The 15,817-nt window shown below is 60.2% G+C and carries 21 protein-coding genes; 1 reads left to right on the top strand and 20 read right to left on the bottom strand.

All coding sequences use genetic code 11. From position 1 onward, the window contains the following. Positions 1–165 precede the first annotated feature (165 nt). Positions 166–723 (bottom strand): HD-GYP domain-containing protein, encoded by a 558-nt coding sequence (locus ACSEXS_RS05895; RefSeq protein ID WP_438433097.1) that lies wholly within the window; start codon positions 721–723, stop codon positions 166–168. 169 nt (positions 724–892) lie between these two features. Here ACSEXS_RS05895 and ACSEXS_RS05890 point away from each other — a divergent pair, with 169 nt between their 5' ends. Then, the gene (locus ACSEXS_RS05890) at positions 893–1,855 is read left to right on the top strand and encodes a tyrosine-type recombinase/integrase (protein WP_438432233.1); all 963 of its coding nucleotides are present in this window, start codon (positions 893–895) and stop codon (positions 1,853–1,855) included. Between the two features lie 153 nt (positions 1,856–2,008). On the opposite strand, the gene ACSEXS_RS05885 is transcribed toward ACSEXS_RS05890, so the two are convergent. The 19 genes from ACSEXS_RS05885 to ACSEXS_RS05795 all read right to left on the bottom strand — a co-directional run bounded on the left by ACSEXS_RS05885 (position 2,009) and on the right by ACSEXS_RS05795 (position 15,690). Further along, on the bottom strand, positions 2,009–2,914 hold the full coding sequence (locus ACSEXS_RS05885; protein WP_438432232.1) for a polyprenyl synthetase family protein: 906 nt from the start codon (positions 2,912–2,914) through the stop codon (positions 2,009–2,011). Between the two features lie 75 nt (positions 2,915–2,989). Next, entirely contained in the window at positions 2,990–3,241 is a 252-nt protein-coding gene (gene xseB, locus ACSEXS_RS05880; RefSeq protein WP_438432231.1) for an exodeoxyribonuclease VII small subunit, read from the bottom strand. Positions 3,242–3,282: 41 nt separating this feature from the next. Next, a complete protein-coding gene (gene xseA / locus ACSEXS_RS05875) occupies positions 3,283–4,674 on the bottom strand; it encodes an exodeoxyribonuclease VII large subunit (protein ID WP_438432230.1) in 1,392 nt (463 codons plus the stop codon). Next, entirely contained in the window at positions 4,658–5,524 is an 867-nt protein-coding gene (gene folD / locus ACSEXS_RS05870) for a bifunctional methylenetetrahydrofolate dehydrogenase/methenyltetrahydrofolate cyclohydrolase FolD (RefSeq protein WP_438432229.1), read from the bottom strand. Before folD ends, xseA begins: the two co-directional genes overlap by 17 nt. 34 nt (positions 5,525–5,558) lie before the next feature. Next, positions 5,559–6,026: a transcription antitermination factor NusB gene (gene nusB / locus ACSEXS_RS05865; RefSeq protein ID WP_438432228.1), complete on the bottom strand. Its 468-nt coding sequence runs from the start codon at positions 6,024–6,026 to the stop codon at positions 5,559–5,561. A 51-nt stretch (positions 6,027–6,077) separates the two neighbouring features. Then, positions 6,078–6,305, bottom strand: coding sequence for a DUF2273 domain-containing protein (locus ACSEXS_RS05860; RefSeq protein ID WP_438432227.1), 228 nt, complete (start codon positions 6,303–6,305; stop codon positions 6,078–6,080). Positions 6,306–6,320: 15 nt separating this feature from the next. Continuing rightward, the gene (gene amaP / locus ACSEXS_RS05855; protein ID WP_438432226.1) at positions 6,321–6,881 is read right to left on the bottom strand and encodes an alkaline shock response membrane anchor protein AmaP; all 561 of its coding nucleotides are present in this window, start codon (positions 6,879–6,881) and stop codon (positions 6,321–6,323) included. Positions 6,882–6,979: 98 nt separating this feature from the next. After that, positions 6,980–7,393, bottom strand: coding sequence for an Asp23/Gls24 family envelope stress response protein (locus ACSEXS_RS05850; RefSeq protein WP_438432225.1), 414 nt, complete (start codon positions 7,391–7,393; stop codon positions 6,980–6,982). 196 nt (positions 7,394–7,589) lie between these two features. Next, entirely contained in the window at positions 7,590–8,948 is a 1,359-nt protein-coding gene (accC, locus tag ACSEXS_RS05845; RefSeq protein ID WP_438432224.1) for an acetyl-CoA carboxylase biotin carboxylase subunit, read from the bottom strand. A 16-nt stretch (positions 8,949–8,964) separates the two neighbouring features. Next, positions 8,965–9,462, bottom strand: coding sequence for an acetyl-CoA carboxylase biotin carboxyl carrier protein (gene accB, locus ACSEXS_RS05840; RefSeq protein ID WP_438432223.1), 498 nt, complete (start codon positions 9,460–9,462; stop codon positions 8,965–8,967). Between the two features lie 261 nt (positions 9,463–9,723). After that, positions 9,724–10,500: a SpoIIIAH-like family protein gene (locus tag ACSEXS_RS05835; protein WP_438432222.1), complete on the bottom strand. Its 777-nt coding sequence runs from the start codon at positions 10,498–10,500 to the stop codon at positions 9,724–9,726. Positions 10,501–10,551: 51 nt separating this feature from the next. Beyond that, the gene (spoIIIAG, locus tag ACSEXS_RS05830) at positions 10,552–11,184 is read right to left on the bottom strand and encodes a stage III sporulation protein AG (RefSeq protein WP_438432221.1); all 633 of its coding nucleotides are present in this window, start codon (positions 11,182–11,184) and stop codon (positions 10,552–10,554) included. Positions 11,185–11,211: 27 nt separating this feature from the next. Next, on the bottom strand, positions 11,212–11,907 hold the full coding sequence (spoIIIAF, locus tag ACSEXS_RS05825; protein WP_438432220.1) for a stage III sporulation protein AF: 696 nt from the start codon (positions 11,905–11,907) through the stop codon (positions 11,212–11,214). Positions 11,908–11,920: 13 nt separating this feature from the next. Then, complete coding sequence (spoIIIAE, locus tag ACSEXS_RS05820) at positions 11,921–13,204, bottom strand: stage III sporulation protein AE (RefSeq protein ID WP_438432219.1); 1,284 nt, start codon at positions 13,202–13,204, stop codon at positions 11,921–11,923. A 38-nt stretch (positions 13,205–13,242) separates the two neighbouring features. Continuing rightward, entirely contained in the window at positions 13,243–13,632 is a 390-nt protein-coding gene (spoIIIAD, locus tag ACSEXS_RS05815; protein ID WP_438432218.1) for a stage III sporulation protein AD, read from the bottom strand. A 9-nt stretch (positions 13,633–13,641) separates the two neighbouring features. After that, positions 13,642–13,845 (bottom strand): stage III sporulation protein AC, encoded by a 204-nt coding sequence (spoIIIAC, locus tag ACSEXS_RS05810; protein WP_438432217.1) that lies wholly within the window; start codon positions 13,843–13,845, stop codon positions 13,642–13,644. 15 nt (positions 13,846–13,860) lie between these two features. Then, positions 13,861–14,382: a stage III sporulation protein SpoIIIAB gene (gene spoIIIAB, locus ACSEXS_RS05805; RefSeq protein WP_438432216.1), complete on the bottom strand. Its 522-nt coding sequence runs from the start codon at positions 14,380–14,382 to the stop codon at positions 13,861–13,863. After that, positions 14,376–15,362, bottom strand: a complete 987-nt coding sequence (gene spoIIIAA, locus ACSEXS_RS05800; RefSeq protein ID WP_438432215.1) for a stage III sporulation protein AA — start codon at positions 15,360–15,362, stop codon at positions 14,376–14,378. Before spoIIIAA ends, spoIIIAB begins: the two co-directional genes overlap by 7 nt. A 61-nt stretch (positions 15,363–15,423) precedes the next feature. After that, the gene (locus ACSEXS_RS05795; protein ID WP_438432214.1) at positions 15,424–15,690 is read right to left on the bottom strand and encodes a YqhV family protein; all 267 of its coding nucleotides are present in this window, start codon (positions 15,688–15,690) and stop codon (positions 15,424–15,426) included. Positions 15,691–15,817 lie beyond the last annotated feature (127 nt).

Raw genomic sequence — 15,817 nt, 5'->3', positions numbered from 1 at the left:
ATTCGTTTCCCCCGTTTCCCGTCATTGTCCAAAAACATGCATGCTGTCGATATAAAAACACTCCCGTTGGAGTGAACACAGTCAATTGCTGTCGCTCATTATACCATAAAAAGAAGCCGATTCTCAACGAAACGGCTTGGCAGCGCCCGGTAATCCCGGATATTCTCAGCACTCGGTCCCCATATAGATGTCCAACATCTCGTTGGACAGCAGCAGGAAAGCTTGGACGATTCGACGGTCGAATTGGCTTCCGCTCCCGCGGACCAGCTCCCGCTTGGCTTCGTCCAGGCTTCCCATTTTTACATACGGATGCTCGGTGAGCATCGAATCGAAGGCGTCCGCTACGGCGCAAATCCGGGCAAAGAACGGAATCTCCTCTCCTTGCAGACCGTCGGGATAACCGGTTCCGTCCCAGCGCTCATGATGATGGCGGATCATTAGCAGAATTTCGGGTCCGAGCGCGGAGTTGGCCTGGATCAAATCCGCTCCGACCGTCGGGTGCAGCCGGACGGTCTGCCATTGCTCCTCGGATAGCGCTTCCCGTTGATTCCAGAGCTCGATGGGCAAGAGCCCCTTGCCGACATCGTGGAGGAAACAGCCGATCACGAGCTTTCCCTTCTCCTCCTCGTTCAATTTCAAGCTGATCGCCAGCTTTTCGGCCAGGATCGCCACCCTGACCGAATGGCGATAGGTCGCGGGATGCTTTTCGGCCAAAAATTTCATCCATGTCATTACATTTTGCTCGGGTTGCTTTCGATAACTACTGGTAAAGCTGTTCGAATCGTTCAAGATCCCCGGTTCTCCTTTGCCGCCCAAATATCCAACGTGTCCTGCATGTCGTACAATATCACTTATCCGACACAAACCAACCAGAGGGAGTGAAAGTACAACCATGAAATCGACCGGGTCCAACCAATGGTTGTTGGCGGATTTCGACCGGAAAGCCTCCTATTCGGACGAGCAAATCGTTCAGATGTTCCTCTCCGTCTGCTGCGCATCGGCCAACACCAGGCGGAATTACAGCCGGGCCATTCAGCGCTTTCGCGAGTTCGTTCCCCATCTGACCTTGTCTCAGGTTACCTGGAGGGAAATGGAGGCCTACAAATTGTCTTTGACGCATCTCCGGGAAACGGAACGCCCCTTCGCACCGGCCAGCGTCGCAGCTTTCCTGGCTCCGCTCAAATCGATGTACCGGTGGGGAAGCGACCCCAACATCGGGCTGTTCGAGACCAACCCGACGGTGTCGATGCGGATTCCGTCGATCACGGTAACGAGCCGGGGGCATTATCTGACGAAGAAAGAAGTGGGCAAGCTGCTGCAAGCTTTGCAGCGGGGCGGCCTTCGAAACTACCTGATCGGCCTGTCGCTTCTGTTGCTGGGGCTGCGGGTATCGGAGCTCGCGGCGGTGACGTGGGGAGATTTTCATGCGGATCTGCTGGAGGCCTCGGTCTGCTTGACGATCCGGCAGGCGAAGGGAGGGAAATCCCGGGAGGTCAAGGTCCCGGCTTTTTTGTGGAAGCTGCTTCAGGAGTATGAGGCTCCGTGTCCGGGAGGATCGGACAAGACCGAAGAACGGGACAAGCGCAGGCTCTTCCCCATCTCGGTAAGGCAAATTGAGCGGATCATCAAGCGTGCCGCTTCCGCCTGCCATCTGGAGAAGAAGGTAACGCCGCACTGGCTGCGCCATACGAATGCGACTTTAGCCTTATTGCAAGGGGCTTCTCTGCAGCAGGTCCAGGAGTCGCTCGGCCACTCTCATATCAATACCACCCAGCGTTATTTGCATACCGTGCAGCAGCTACAAAAGGGAGCGCCGGATTTCGTGCAAGACAGTCTGCAAGAGTATATAATGTAAAAGTCGGATAATCTGGGAAAATAGCAGGTTTTTCGCTATCGAAATAGGGAAAATGGTCGGATAAGTGATATTGTACGACACTTTTATACTTCGTATGCGGATTTCATCGGAAAGAAAAGCCGCCGAGCTACTTTCTCCCGACGGCGCTTAACCTCAATGATCCCGATTCATCAAATAATCTGCCAGCTCCAGCAGCCTCTGCGGCTTTGGGAATCCCGCTTGGCGAATCGCCCTCTTCGCTTCCTCGGTCAGCTCCTCTACCTTTCGCTTTGACTCCTCCAGCCCGATCAAGTAAGGATAAGTTACCTTTTGCTGGCGCTCGTCGCTTTTAACCGGCTTGCCCAGCTTGGCCTCGTCTCCGGTCAAATCCAGGATGTCGTCCTGAATCTGGAACGCCAGCCCGATGGAATAGCCGTAGATACGAAGCGCATCCAGCTGCTGCTCCCCGGCTCCGGCGCAGCGGCCGCCCGCGAGCAGAGAGAACACGATCAGGTCGCCGGTCTTGTGTGTATGGATCGCCTGCAGCTCCCGGACATCGGTAATGCCCTGCACGCCTTCCATGTCGGCGGCTTGGCCTCCGACCATGCCATGCGGGCCGGCGAGCCGGGACAGGTCCGCCACGATCTGCACGCAGGTTTCCGCCGGGACCCCTTCCTGCAGCGAATCGGCGACCAGCCGGAACGCATGGGTCAACAGCCCGTCTCCGGCCAGGATCGCCATGGCGTCGCCGTAGACCTTGTGGTTGGTCAGACGGCCCCGGCGGTAATCGTCATTGTCCATCGCCGGCAGATCGTCATGAATCAGCGAATAAGTATGAACCAGCTCTACGGCGCATGCGGCGCCGAGCGCCGCCTCTGTCCGCCCGCCTGCCGCTTCCGCCGCGCCGAGCGCCAGAATCGGCCGCATTCGCTTGCCTCCGGCGAGCAGCGAGTAATCCATCGATTCCCTCAGCCGGGGCGGGATCTCCCAATCGGGAGGCCATACCGTTCTCAGCTTCTCCTCCACCATCGCGGTCCGCTCTTGCAGGTAGTCGCGGAACGCCTTTGCCTGCTCCGTCATTCGCGCTTGCCCCCATCCCGAATCCGATTTCGTTGCAGCGAAAAAAGCCCTCCGCCCGAGCGGAAGGCCTTTCTGTTATCGATCTTCGCCCTCGACGGGGAACGGCTTCCGGACCATGGAGCCGTTCTCGACGACCAGCATCTCGATCTTACGTTCCACCTGCTCCAGCTTCTGGCCGCACAGGTGGGACAGCTTCATGCCCTCCTGGAACCATTCGATGGCTTGCTCCAGGGGAACATCCCCCGACTCCAGCTTCGAGACGATGCCTTCCAGCCGTTCCATCGCTTCTTCGAACGTCATTTCATCCGCCGTCGGCTTTTCTTCCATGGTTGCTCCCCTCTCCCTTACAAGCAGCCTACCAGGCCGCATTATTCCTCTGCCTTCGCTTCGGGATCGATCGCCCATACTCCGGCCGACAGCTTGCCGTCGCCCAGGCGAATCCGCAGAAGATCGCCGGGCTGCACCTGATGGACGGAGCGAATCAGCCGCTGCTCTCCCTCTTCGTACACGAGGCTGTAGCCTCGTCCCATGACCTTGAGCGGGCTGAGGGCATCCAATTGCCGGACGGCCGACTGCCATTCCCGGCTCTTGGTCCTCTGCAGCGCGCCCATGGCCTGCACCAGCTGCTTGTGTGCGGCCGCGGACCGCGACCGGGCTAGGCTGGCCTGCTCGCGCGGGCTGCGCACCTCCAGACGGCGGTCGAGCCGCAGCTTGGTCTGATGCGCCGAAGCGGCAATTCCCTTCATCCGGTACAGCAGTTGCTCGCGCAGCCGGTCGCTCCGCTCGGCGGGCTGCTGCAGGAGCCGCCACGGATTCGTCAGCGCCTGCGAACGGCGCATCTTGACGAGGCGCTCCCGCTGAAGCTCCAGCCGGCTGAGCAGCGACTTGCGGAGCTGAACGGTGACGGCCGAGAGCTGCTGCTTCAGCTCCAGATGATGCGGCACCGTCAGCTCGGCGGCTGCCGTCGGGGTGGCCGCCCGAAGATCGGCCACGAAATCGCAGATGGTGAAATCCGTCTCATGACCGACCGCCGATATAATCGGAATGCGCGAGGCGTAAACGCTTCGGGCCACCGCCTCTTCATTGAAGGCCCACAGCTCTTCCAGCGAGCCGCCGCCGCGGCCGACGATCAGCACGTCCGCTTCACCCAGCCGGTTCATGTGGTCGATGGCCGCCGCAATGGAAGGCGCAGCTCCCTTGCCCTGAACCAGCACCGGGTAGAGCAGAATGTTCACCGATGGGCTTCTCCGCTTCAGCGTGATGAGAATATCCCGGACCGCAGCCCCCGTCGGCGAAGTGATGACGCCGACGGTGCGGGGATATCGGGGCAGGGGCCGCTTGCGCTCCTGCGCGAACAACCCTTCCTGCTCCAGCTTCTTCTTCAATTGCTCGTAGGCCAGATACAGGCTTCCGACGCCGTCCGGCTGCATCTGGGTGACATAGAACTGATACTGCCCGTCCCGCTCGTAGACGGACACGCTCCCGCGGGCCAGCACCCGGGTTCCCTCGCGCGGCATGAACGGCAGCCGCGAATTGTAGGAGGCGAACATGATGCTTTTCAGCCGGCTGTCCGCGTCCTTGAGCGTAAAGTACATATGCCCGCTGGAATGGTGGGTGAAGTTGGAGATTTCGCCGCGTATCCAAATATCCTGGAACTGCGGCTCTCCCTCCAGCTTCCGCTTGATCAGCCGATTGAGGTCGCGGATGGAGAGAACCGTTTGTCCCTCGTTCTCCGTCCGGTCTTCATTCGGGCGATACATGGGAACCCGCCCGTTCGGCCGCCGCTACGGTATTCTTCAGCAGCATGGTGATGGTCATCGGTCCGACGCAGCCCGGCACCGGCGTGATGTAACCGGCCGTCTCCAGCACATCGTCGAAATCGACATCCCCGCACAGCTTGCCGTTCTCGTCGCGGTTCATCCCCACGTCGATGACGACGGCCCCTTCCTTGACATGCTCTTTCTTGATCATCTTGGCTCGACCGACCGCCGCCACGAGAATATCCGCTTGGCGGGTGATCTCGGCGAGGCGCTCGGTGCGCGAGTGGCAGATGGTGACGGTGGCGTGCTCCTGCAGCAGCAGAAGCGCCATCGGCTTGCCGACGATGTTGCTGCGCCCGACCACCACGGCATGCTTGCCCGCCAGCGGAACCTGCAGGCGATGGAGAATCTCGATCACGCCGGAGGGCGTACAGGGCAGCACACCCGGCTTGCCGATCATCAGGTTGCCGACGTTGGCCGGGTGGAAGCAGTCCACGTCCTTGTGGATGGAAATGCTGTCGATGACGATATCCTCCTGGATATGCTTCGGCAAGGGAAGCTGCACCAGAATGCCGTGGATACGCTCATCGTTGTTCAATTGGCCGATGAGGGTAAGGAGTTCCGTCTCGGTGGTCTCGGCCGGCAGCCGGTGCACCTCGGAATAGATGCCCACCTCTTCGCAGGCCTTGGCTTTGTTGCGCACATAGACGGCGGAAGCGGAATCGTCTCCCACCAGCACAACGGCGAGCCCCGGCTGTTTTCCGGCGTTCGCCATCTCCTGTACATCCCGCTTGATCTCCTCGCGAATGGACGCGACCAATGCTTTTCCGTTGATTACGTTTGCCGTCATCCGTTTCCCCTCCTCTATCCCGCGGGCCGAAAAGCTAAGAGGCCGAAGTTCCCGCGTATTTCTGTTTAAGTGCGTCCAATTCCAGAATCATCTTGCCGAGAACGCCGTTGACAAACTTGCCGGATTCCTCCGTGCCGAAATGCTTGGCGAGCTCGATCGCCTCGTTGACGACTACCTTCGGCGGAGCATCGTCGCGGTAGATCATTTCATAGGCGGCCAAGCGCAGGACCTCGCGGTCGATCTTCGACAACCGGTCGATTTTCCAGCCCTTCAAATAATCGGTCAGCATCTCGTCGATCGGAGCGAGCCGGCTTGCCGTACCCTCCACCAGCTCTTGGATGAACTCGATGGCGATGGCTTCCCCTTCTACTTTCAGCTCCGCTTCGTTGTCATGCTCCGCTTCCGTCACCGCCGCCACGATGGCGTCGTGGGGCGTCACTTCGTTCATGTGCATTTGATACAAGCTTTGAATCGCAATCTCTCTCGCAACTCTTCGTTTCATTCTCCTGAATACCCTCCAAAAAAAGAACAGCCCCAAAGGCCGTCCTCTTGATCATCTGAACATTCTCCATCGTTCCGTCAGCCACTGAATAAGCTCTTCGCGTTCAAACAGCGGTTCCCGCCGATCGAGCTTTCTCCCCACATAATAACCGATAAAGACAAGGAAAGCAAAGATCAGCATGTCCCAAAAGCCGGCAATGAGATAGACGATGCCAAGCACGGCCCCGCAGGCCGCGCCGATGAGCTTGCCGCTGTGCTTTTCCCAGATTTCCCGCCACATGACGCCGCATTCCTCCTATTCGACCCGGCTTTTGAAGGCGGGTGCGCTTTGGACCACGTTGGCCACATACACGGAAACCCGGGAGACCGGAATGCCGGTAATCTCTTCGATGTGCGACTTGATGCCGTTCTGAACTTCCTCCGTGATTGCCGGGATGGAGGTTTCTCCGTCCACCACCGTGCGAAGCTCCACCTCAAGCCCCGCCTGATCCACCTTGATCCTGGCTTTCAAATCCTTCAGCCCGCGCGTGCGCGCCGCCGCTTTGAGCGCAAGGTTCTCCACGGTATCGAGGGAGATGCGGACGTCGCCCAGCTCCGTGCGCTGGTCGATGGAGGGCACCGTAGGGGATGAGGTACGCACCGAGATATAGAAAAACCGTCCGGCCAGAATCAGCATGATGCAGCTCGATGCGATCAGAACCGCCGCCGTCGCCGAATCCTCGTAGACCCGGTTCAAGAAAGAGGTGGTATCCTCTAGCGACAGGACGCCGAAGGTAAACAGCAGAATCGCAATCATGCCGAGAATCACAACCAGACTGAAAATGAAGAGCAAGAAGCGGTCAACGATTTTGGCCACGATGGTTTGTCCCTCCTGAACTAAAGGACCCCCCCGCTCCAGGCCGCGCCCAGCAACAGAGGGGGTTCCATTCGACATCGATTGGGTTGTCTGCCTTCCTACTTGACGCGGTTGGGGAGGGCGGCTTCTTCGTCGACCGTCTTCTCCTGCCCTTTGAACTTCACATCATGGATATGAACGTTCACTTCGACGACATCCAGGCCCGTCATGGACTCGATGGCTTTCTTGACATTGTTCTGAATGTTGCCGGCTACCTCGGGAATCTTGTAGCCGTACTCGATCACGATGGATACGTCTACCGCCGCTTCGCGCTGTCCGACTTCCACCTTGACGCCCTTGGCCAAGTTCTTGCGGCCGAGCATTTCGGTTACACCGCTGACCAGACCGCCGCTCATGCCGGCGACGCCTTCCACTTCGACGGCGGCAAGACCCGCGATGACTTCGATGACCTCGGGTGCGATCTGAATATTGCCCATATCCGTCTTTTCGTAATCGGGAATGATTGTGCTCATGTTTACCTAACCTCCACGTAAAGCGATGCAGACCGTTTCTCCGGACGCGCTCGCGGGGCGTTCCGGAGGGTTCCGGAGCCTGCTGGGGCGGGCCGCAGGGAAAGTTTGTCTTATTACAATACTATAGCATTTCGGGCCGGTTATGACAAACCCGAGAATCTTTTGTCCGCGGCACCGAGACGCGATCACGGAGAGATCAGGATTTCGGATCGTTCACGTCGTGTTCTTCGAGGAATTTGATATCGAAATCGCCGCGGAGGAAGCCTTCATGCTCCAGCAGCTTCATATGAAACGGAATGGTCGTCGCCACCCCTTCGATGGCAAATTCGGTCAAAGCCCGCTTCATCCGGTCGATCGCTTCCTGCCGGGTTGGTCCCCAGACGATGAGCTTGGCGATCATCGAATCGTAATGAGGCGGTATCGTGTACCCCGGATAAGCGGCGCTGTCTACGCGGACGCCCAACCCGCCCGGAGGAAGGTAGAAGCTGATCTGGCCCGGCGAAGGCATGAAGTTGCGGGCCGGGTCCTCGGCGTTGATCCGGCATTCGATCGACCAGCCGTTCCAGCGGATATCCTGCTGCCGGAAGGAGAGCGGTTCTCCCTCGGCGACGCGGATCATTTCCTTGATGAGGTCCACGCCGGTCACGTATTCGGTCACGGGATGCTCGACCTGTATCCGCGTGTTCATCTCCATGAAATAGAACTTCCCGTCCGGACCGAGCAGGAATTCCAGCGTTCCCGCCCCGGCGTACCCGACGGCTTCCGCCGCGCGCACGGCGGCTTGGCCCATTTCGCTGCGCAGTTCGGGCGTCAGGATCGAGCAGGGAGCTTCCTCCACCAGCTTCTGGCGGCGGCGCTGCACCGAGCAGTCCCGCTCGCCGAGATGGACGACGTTGCCGTAGCTGTCGGCGATGATCTGGATTTCCACATGCTTCATGCCGGTCAGGTACTTCTCCAGATAGACGCCCGCGTTGCCGAAGGCCTTCTGAGCCTCCTGCTGGGCCATCGTAATCTGCTGAATCAGGGTCTCCTCGTCCTCGGCGATGCGGATGCCCTTGCCTCCGCCGCCTGCCGTCGCCTTAATGATCACCGGATAGCCGATCTCCTGCGCGAGGCGCACGGCTTCGTCCAGATCCTCGATGAGGCCGTCCGAACCCGGGATGACCGGGACGCCCGCTTCCTTCATCGTCTGCTTGGCAACCGCCTTGTCGCCCATCCGGTTGATCGCATCCGGAGACGGGCCGATAAAGACGATGCCGCAGCGGGCGCAGATTTCGGCGAAGTCGGCATTTTCGGCAAGGAAGCCGTAGCCCGGATGAATCGCATCCGTTTCCGTCAGCGTGGCGACGCTCATGATGTTGGTCAAGTTCAGATAGCTGTCCTTGGAGAGCACCGGACCGATGCAGTAAGCCTCATCCGCGAGGCGCACGTGCAGAGCGTCGCGATCCGCCTCGGAATAGACGGCGACGGTGTAAATTCCCATTTCCCGGCAGGCGCGGATGATGCGGACGGCAATTTCTCCGCGGTTGGCGACCAGTATTTTATGAAATTTCATCGATTGTCCTCCCGAGTCACTGCTTCTTGAGCAGGAAAAGGGGCTGTCCGTATTCAACCAACTGGCCGTTGTCTACGAGCACCTCCACGATTTCCCCTTTCACTTCCGCTTCAATCTCGTTCATCAGCTTCATCGCTTCGATGATGCAGACCACCGATTTCTCGTTCACCTTGCTGCCCGGGCTCACGTAGGGCGCAGCGTCCGGCGAAGGCGAACCGTAGAAGGTGCCGACCATCGGCGACACGATGGTATGTAAGTCGGCGGAGCTGGTTGCAGCCGGAGCCGGTTCGCGGACCGCAGCCGCGCTCGGCTCGGGCAGGGCTTCCGACGGAGCGGCGGCTGGAGCCGATACGGAGTACGCCGGTTGCGCCGGCGCGGAAGAGACGATGACCGATTCGGTACGGCCGGGTTTGCGCAAAAAGAGCTTAAAGCCCTCGTTCTGGATCTCTAATTCTTGCAAGGACGATTGATCGACCAATTTGATCAGCTCTTTGATTTCATTCAGCTTGAACAAGGCTTTCACTCCTTTGAAAAGTGCTGCCTGCAGGCATGCGCGCTTGCCTTCGGAACGACGGCCGGGCCTGCGGCCCCTCATAACGCTCGTATTATACCACATAAGTTTGCACCGCATCATCCGAATTTGTCGGTTGCTCTTAAGAGCTGCCGCTAATTCTTCGGCGCATACCAAAGAGAGGCCGCCCCGATAGGCGGGCGGCCTCTCTTCCCTGCCGGGCGTCCGGGCTTCCGAACGTTCGGACGACGGACTTGGATCGGCTTACTTATGGTACTGGATCACGATTTTCTCCGGCCCGACGTTCAGCACGTCCGCAGCCAAATCGACGATGCTGACGGCCTGGCTCTTCTCCAGCTTGCCGGATTGGACGATGATCCTCCACTTGCCGCCGTCCTCTTGAACCAGGGAATCGGTATAGCCGTCCTTTTGCAGTTGCTCCTGGATGCTGGTGATCATCGCCTGCTGTTTTTCGATCGCATCATATTGCTCCTGAGCTTGCGATTGTTCTTCGAAGCTGAGCTTGGCATCCGCCATCTTGTCGGTCAGCTTGCTGAGCTTGGCGTTCATTTGGTCGGTCTGCTGCATCAGGTTGTAGGCGAAGAAATCCGCTTCGGATGTGCCCTGGCTCGCGACCTTGTCGAGAATTTCCGCATCGGTCGACTTGGCCTTATCCCCGGCCGCATCCTTCGCGGCGGCGGATGCATCGGAGTGTTCCTGAGCGCTGACCGGTTGATCCGCCTCAGCGACCGGTTGGCCGGCATCGGACTTTCCTGCGTCGGCTGCGGACTTGCCGCTGTCCGCCTTGCCGGCGCTGCCGGCGTCGGTCAGACCGGAAGCGGACTTGTCGGCCGAGGCTTCGCCGGCGTCCATGCCGACCGGATTCGTTTCCTGGGTAGAGACCTGCGTTTGTTCGGTCTGCGTGGGGCCGGCGGTGGTTTTCAGCTTAGAGACGTCCTCGGTGAACAGGTAATACGCGGACAGCACCACCATGAGACTGAGCATGGAAACGAGCCAGATGGTTTGACGTTTGGAATTCATTGCGCGATTCCTCCTTTTGAATTGGGTTCAGCATGACTTCGGGCAGCGCTTCTATTGCTTGCGCGGAATAACGGAGATCCGGTTGGAGGGAACATCGAGTCCGCGCTCGACCGCTTCCAGGAGCAGCCGCTTCACGGTCAAGTTCTCCGCTCCTTCGGCGACCACCACCACTCCGCGAATCTTGGGCTTGATATATTTGGTGACGAGGGGCGTCTGGTCGCCCGATACTTGATAGAGCACCACTTCGCCGCTGCTGGTAACGTCCGTGATATGGCGGGTGGCCCCGGCCTGATCCTTCTCGTTGGTGGTCTGCTGGGTCTGCTTCATCGACTTCTCCACCACCTTCTCTTCGGTGGAATCGATCGTGACCATGACCTCCACTTCTCCGACCCCGACGATCTTCTCCATGATGTCCTTGAGCTCCGTCTCGTAAGCCTGTTCGTACTCCTTGAACGGGGACAGGCTCTTGGTTTCCGCCCCCCAGACGGGTACGGAGGAAGCCGACGGCGGAGGCGATGCCCGCCCGGTAGCGCCGGAATCGACCTCCTTCAAGCGCATCTGGCTCAAAATCATGAGCAGGGCTCCCGCCAGGCCAAGCAGGATCAGATAGCGGAGCAGCTTCGGCCGCTTCTCCCCCTTGGTTCCGCCCAGCAGGTCATCCATCCATTTGCTCCATTTGCCCACGGCGGGCCTTCACCTCCGGTTGGTTCGTTATGGCGCTTCGTCGCGAATCACTTGAATGCGCTCGGGATCGACCTCCCAAGTTGCGGCGATATAATCTGCGATGGCGCCGGAGCTTTTGTTCCCGTCACCCGCTTCCGGAGCGGCGACCGGCTTCGAGGCGGCTTCCGCTTGACCCGCAAGGGGCGCGATCGGCCGGACCGGATCGATCGGCTGAACCGGCTCGATCTGGACCCAAGCGGGCAGCGACCGGTCGGCCGCAGCCAGCGTCACGCGGACGGAGGCGACGTTCAGCACGCCCTGCGCGTCCAGGGCCGTGGCCACCTCCACCGCCGCCGGGCGCTGGCCGAACCGGGCGGCAATCTCCTCCCGGATGGAGCCGGCGAGCTTTTGCTCCACCAGCTTTTGAGCGGATGCGCTGCCGAGCGCCTTCAGCCGTTCCGCTTCCTGCCGCACCGCATCCAGCGTGGCGGACGGCGAGGTCTGCCCGATAGCGGGCTGAACCACCAGGGATGTCTGCTGCTGAAGGGAGCGAAGCAGCTTGTCGGTGTCCCAATCCATCCGGAACAGGCGGAGCACCGGGGACAGCAGCAGCATGAGCAGGAACAGCCCGATGACGGTCTTGACATACCGCTGCATGGACTTGTTCGGCAGCAGCATGTCCGCGAAGGTGGCGATGAGCACCACGACCAGGATTTCTTTGACCCACGAGCTCAGCCAAGCCACGCTCACCCCTCCTTTAGTGCATCGTTAGCGAAGCGTTGCCCGCCGCGATCAGGGTGGTAATGGCCAGGAAGAACATCAGTCCGACGGCGGCGAGCGCCGCGAACACGTACATCATGTTCTTGCCGATGGTCTGAAGGCAGCCGATGATCGGGTTGTCGCCGAGCGGCTGGATCATCGCGGCCGCCAGTTGGTAGATGAAGGCCAGAGCCATGATCTTGATCGCCGGGAACGCGCAGATGAGGATCACGATGACGACGCCGGCGAGCCCGATGGTGTTCTTCACCAGCAGCGATGCTCCGATCACCGTGTCGGAGGCGTCGGTGAACATCCGGCCGACCACCGGGATGAAGTTGCCGGCGATGAATTTGGCGGTCCTCAGCGTCACCCCGTCGGTTGCCGCGCTGGTGGCGCCTTGAACCGAAATGACGCCGAGGAAGACCGTCACCGCGAGGCCGAGCAGGCCGATGCCGACGTTGCGCAGCAGCTTGGCGAGCTGCGACACCTTGTACCGCTCGCTGATCGAGCTCACGATGCTGAGCAGCGTGGACAGGAACAGCATCGGGAAGACCACGACGTAGATCAGGATGCTGACGGTGTGAATCATGAAGATGATGAACGGATGCAGGACCGTGACAGAGACCACATTGCCCATCGAGCCGATCAGCGAGAGCAGGAGCGGCACGAGCGCCATCATGAAGTTCACCATGCCGGAGATCGCGGTCTTCGCATACCCGATCCCCAGGTTGAAGCTATTGACGGCGAGCACCATGAGCACAAGGTAGCAGATGGAATAAGCGATTTTACTGACCGCCTGCTTCTCGAAGGCCGTCTGCAGCGTCTCCAGGATCATGCTGAATACGGCAAGGGCCACGATGGTGGCGAGCAGCCGTCCGCCGACGAGCAGCTCGTGGAACAGATAGCGCAGGAGCGCGGTCGTCGCCGTTTTCAGGTTGAAGCCGCCCGAAGCCATCATTTCTTTGAAGGTAGGCATCCGGTTCTCCGGGAAATACCCGCCGTAATCGCGCATCAAGCGATTCCAGTACGTCTCGACGCCGTCCGTCTTCACATTCTGCACCTGCTGCTGAACCAAGGTGTCGGCGGGCGAAGCCGCCGTACTTGCTAGCGGGGCCATTCCGCTCCGGACGGAGTCCGCAGAGCCCCCGAAGCCGGCGTTGCCGCCGGAACCTGCGGCCGTGCTTGAAGCCGCGGCTGCGCCGGAGCCCGCCGCGAGCGCTTGTCCCCCGGCCGCGAGGAGAAAGAGGAGCGCCAGGAGCAGGATGGGTTTAATACCGCGCACGTTAATCCTCCTCCGATGAACCGAATGCCCGGCCGGGCTTATGCGGGAATCAGCCGGATGACGGTTTCCACGATGACGGTGATGATCGGGATCGCCATGACCATGATCAGAATCTTCCCGGCAAGCTCGATCTTGGACGCGATCGCTTCCTGCCCTGCGTCCCGCACGATTTGAGCTCCGAATTCGGCGATGTAGGCAATGCCGATAATCTTCAGAATGGTCTTGAAGAACACCGGCTTCACGTCGGATTTGGACGCCAAATCCTCCAGGACATGAAGCACGGACGAGATTTTGCCCAGGACGAAGAGGAAGATCAGGATTCCCGTAAACATGGCCAGGAGGAAGGCGAACATCGGCTTCTGCTCCTTCACGATCAGAACGAGCACGGTGGCGATGATGGCGATGCCGACGAGCTGGACGATTTCCACGGCGTCCTCCTATTGAAACAAGAAGATGGTTTTGATTTCCTTGAACAGGTTGCTGAGCATTCCCACCACCATGAACAGCACCACGACAAAGCCGATCAGCGTCACCCAACTGGCCATATCCTCTTTGCCCATCTGCTTCAGCACGGTATGGATCATCGCAATGATGATGCCGATGCCGGCTATTTGAAATATCGCGTTGACATCGATATTCATAGGACACCCCAGTCTTTACAGCATGATCACGACGACGAGCGCCGCTCCGAGCACCCCCAGGCTTTTCCACATCTTGCCGTACCGCTTCTCCTCCTCCGACGCGTTGCGTTCCTCCACCGTCAGATGGCTGACCGCCAGCCGAAGGTGCTTGAGCTGATCCTGGGTATCCGATATCCCGAGCGAGGCGCCGAGCTGGAGCAGGGCTTCGCGTTCCGGTTCCTTCATCGACGTGCGGGAAAAGCCTTCCTGCACCGCCTCGCGCCAGCTCTCCGCCGCCGTCCTCCCCGCGCCCGGCTCCTCCATCCGGTCCGCGGCGGCTTGAAACAGCGCGGCAAGCGGCGGGGACAGCGCCGAGGCGCTTGCGCGCAGCGCGTCGGGAAGCGGGGTGGCGACGTAGCCGATCTCCGTCTCCAGCCGCTGGAGCGCAAGCGCCAGCTGGCGAATCTGCTTCGGCCTCCGGCTCAGAGCCAGGGACTGGTGAAACCCGAACAAGAGCCCGGCCGCAAGCAGGAGGAGCGCTCCCAGAGTCTTCAGCATGGTCTCGCCTCCCTGCCGTCGGGCGCCCGGGCTTGCCTGAGGCGCTGCCCGGCCAGCTCCCGCACCCGCGTCTCGAACCGCTCGCCGTCCCGGCCGAGCTGCACCAGGCGGGTGAAGATTCCCTCCTGCAGGAGCCGACGGAGCGCCGGCCGGCCGGCCGCTTCCGTCAAGTCGCGGCCGTGGGCGGTGGCGATGATGCGGATGCCCGCGTTCATCGCCTCCCAGACGGCTTCGGCATCCTGAAGGGTGCCGATCTCGTCCACAATAAGCACCTCCGGGGACATGGAGCGGATCATCATCATCATGCCTTCCGCCTTGGGGCAGCCGTCCAGCACATCGGTGCGGGGACCCAGATCGAAGGTGGGCACTCCGCGCACGCAGGCGGCGATTTCCGAGCGCTCGTCCACCACCCCGACCTTGCGTCCGCCGGGCAGCTCGCGGGTACCTTCGCTGATGAGCCGCGCAAGATCGCGGATCAGCGTCGTCTTGCCCTGCTGCGGCGGAGACAGGACCAGGGTATGGTGGACCGTCTTCTCGGGCCGGTCCATAAGCAGCGGCAGTACGGAGCTGCCGCAGCCCTTGACCTGGCGGGCAACCCGGATGTTGAAGGAGGCGACATCCTTCAGCAGCTTGACCTTGCCGCCTTCGAGAAGCACCCGTCCCGCCAGCCCGATGCGGTGACCGCCGGCGATGGTGATGTAGCCGCGCTTCAGCTCTTCTTCGTAGCTGTACAGGGAATGCTTGGTGAGCAGATCGAGCAGGCGGACGCACTCTTCGTGGCCGGGGTGATACGCGTCCGCCGGAGCGGCCGCAAACCGGCCGGCCGCGTCGGGAAAGGCGTGCTGTCCGCCGTACACCAGCTCCAGGGGACGTCCTTCGCGAATGCGGATTTCTTCCAGTCGAGCGGTGACCTCCGGAGGCAGCTTGGACACGATGGATTTGACTCCGGGCGGCAAAAGGTCTTGAATGGAATCGGTCATACGCGTCCCTCCCAGCCTGTCTGATCCAAATATATGCCGGGGCTGCAAAAATATAACTCTCTCATTTCTTTAAAATTCCGAAGAAGATCAAGGATACGCCTACGAGAATCCAGGCAAACTTGGAAAACGAGAGCTTATCCGCCAGGCCGATAAGCCCGATGCTCGTCGTCGCGAGCAAAATGAGCGGACCTACCACCGCGAGGCCGGAATTGACCAAGAGCGCCCGGTCGACCCGGCCCAGCTTGAGCATCAAGAGAGCGGCAAGAATCTCGATGGTGCCGGATAAAAGCCGAAGCGAAGCCATCCCCGTCACAAATTTGTTCAGCATCGGACACCTCCTATTCCCTTCACTCTATGCGCTCCGCTGCCGTTTTAGGATAAGCTCTCCCGGTTCCCCTCCAGGAAATGCAAGGCTTGCCGAACCCCGGCCATTCGCCCGGCATAAAATGAGGCTG

The organism is Gorillibacterium terrae, from assembly GCF_051594785.1.
Taxonomy (GTDB): domain Bacteria; phylum Bacillota; class Bacilli; order Paenibacillales; family NBRC-103111; genus Gorillibacterium.
This window is presented reverse-complemented; position numbering and strand designations above follow the sequence as displayed.

What these genes read in the sequence shown, in the direction of transcription:
- ACSEXS_RS05895 (WP_438433097.1), bottom strand. Translation starts at nt 723, where the DNA reads ATGAAATTTTTGGCCGAAAAGCATCCCGCGACCTATCGCCATTCGGTC.
- ACSEXS_RS05890 (WP_438432233.1), top strand. Translation starts at nt 893, where the DNA reads ATGAAATCGACCGGGTCCAACCAATGGTTGTTGGCGGATTTCGACCGG.
- ACSEXS_RS05885 (WP_438432232.1), bottom strand. Translation starts at nt 2,914, where the DNA reads ATGACGGAGCAGGCAAAGGCGTTCCGCGACTACCTGCAAGAGCGGACC.
- xseB (WP_438432231.1), bottom strand. Translation starts at nt 3,241, where the DNA reads ATGGAAGAAAAGCCGACGGCGGATGAAATGACGTTCGAAGAAGCGATG.
- xseA (WP_438432230.1), bottom strand. Translation starts at nt 4,674, where the DNA reads ATGTATCGCCCGAATGAAGACCGGACGGAGAACGAGGGACAAACGGTT.
- folD (WP_438432229.1), bottom strand. Translation starts at nt 5,524, where the DNA reads ATGACGGCAAACGTAATCAACGGAAAAGCATTGGTCGCGTCCATTCGC.
- nusB (WP_438432228.1), bottom strand. Translation starts at nt 6,026, where the DNA reads ATGAAACGAAGAGTTGCGAGAGAGATTGCGATTCAAAGCTTGTATCAA.
- ACSEXS_RS05860 (WP_438432227.1), bottom strand. Translation starts at nt 6,305, where the DNA reads ATGTGGCGGGAAATCTGGGAAAAGCACAGCGGCAAGCTCATCGGCGCG.
- ACSEXS_RS05850 (WP_438432225.1), bottom strand. Translation starts at nt 7,393, where the DNA reads ATGAGCACAATCATTCCCGATTACGAAAAGACGGATATGGGCAATATT.
- accC (WP_438432224.1), bottom strand. Translation starts at nt 8,948, where the DNA reads ATGAAATTTCATAAAATACTGGTCGCCAACCGCGGAGAAATTGCCGTC.
- ACSEXS_RS05835 (WP_438432222.1), bottom strand. Translation starts at nt 10,500, where the DNA reads ATGAATTCCAAACGTCAAACCATCTGGCTCGTTTCCATGCTCAGTCTC.
- spoIIIAC (WP_438432217.1), bottom strand. Translation starts at nt 13,845, where the DNA reads ATGAATATCGATGTCAACGCGATATTTCAAATAGCCGGCATCGGCATC.
- spoIIIAB (WP_438432216.1), bottom strand. Translation starts at nt 14,382, where the DNA reads ATGCTGAAGACTCTGGGAGCGCTCCTCCTGCTTGCGGCCGGGCTCTTG.
- spoIIIAA (WP_438432215.1), bottom strand. Translation starts at nt 15,362, where the DNA reads ATGACCGATTCCATTCAAGACCTTTTGCCGCCCGGAGTCAAATCCATC.
- ACSEXS_RS05795 (WP_438432214.1), bottom strand. Translation starts at nt 15,690, where the DNA reads ATGCTGAACAAATTTGTGACGGGGATGGCTTCGCTTCGGCTTTTATCC.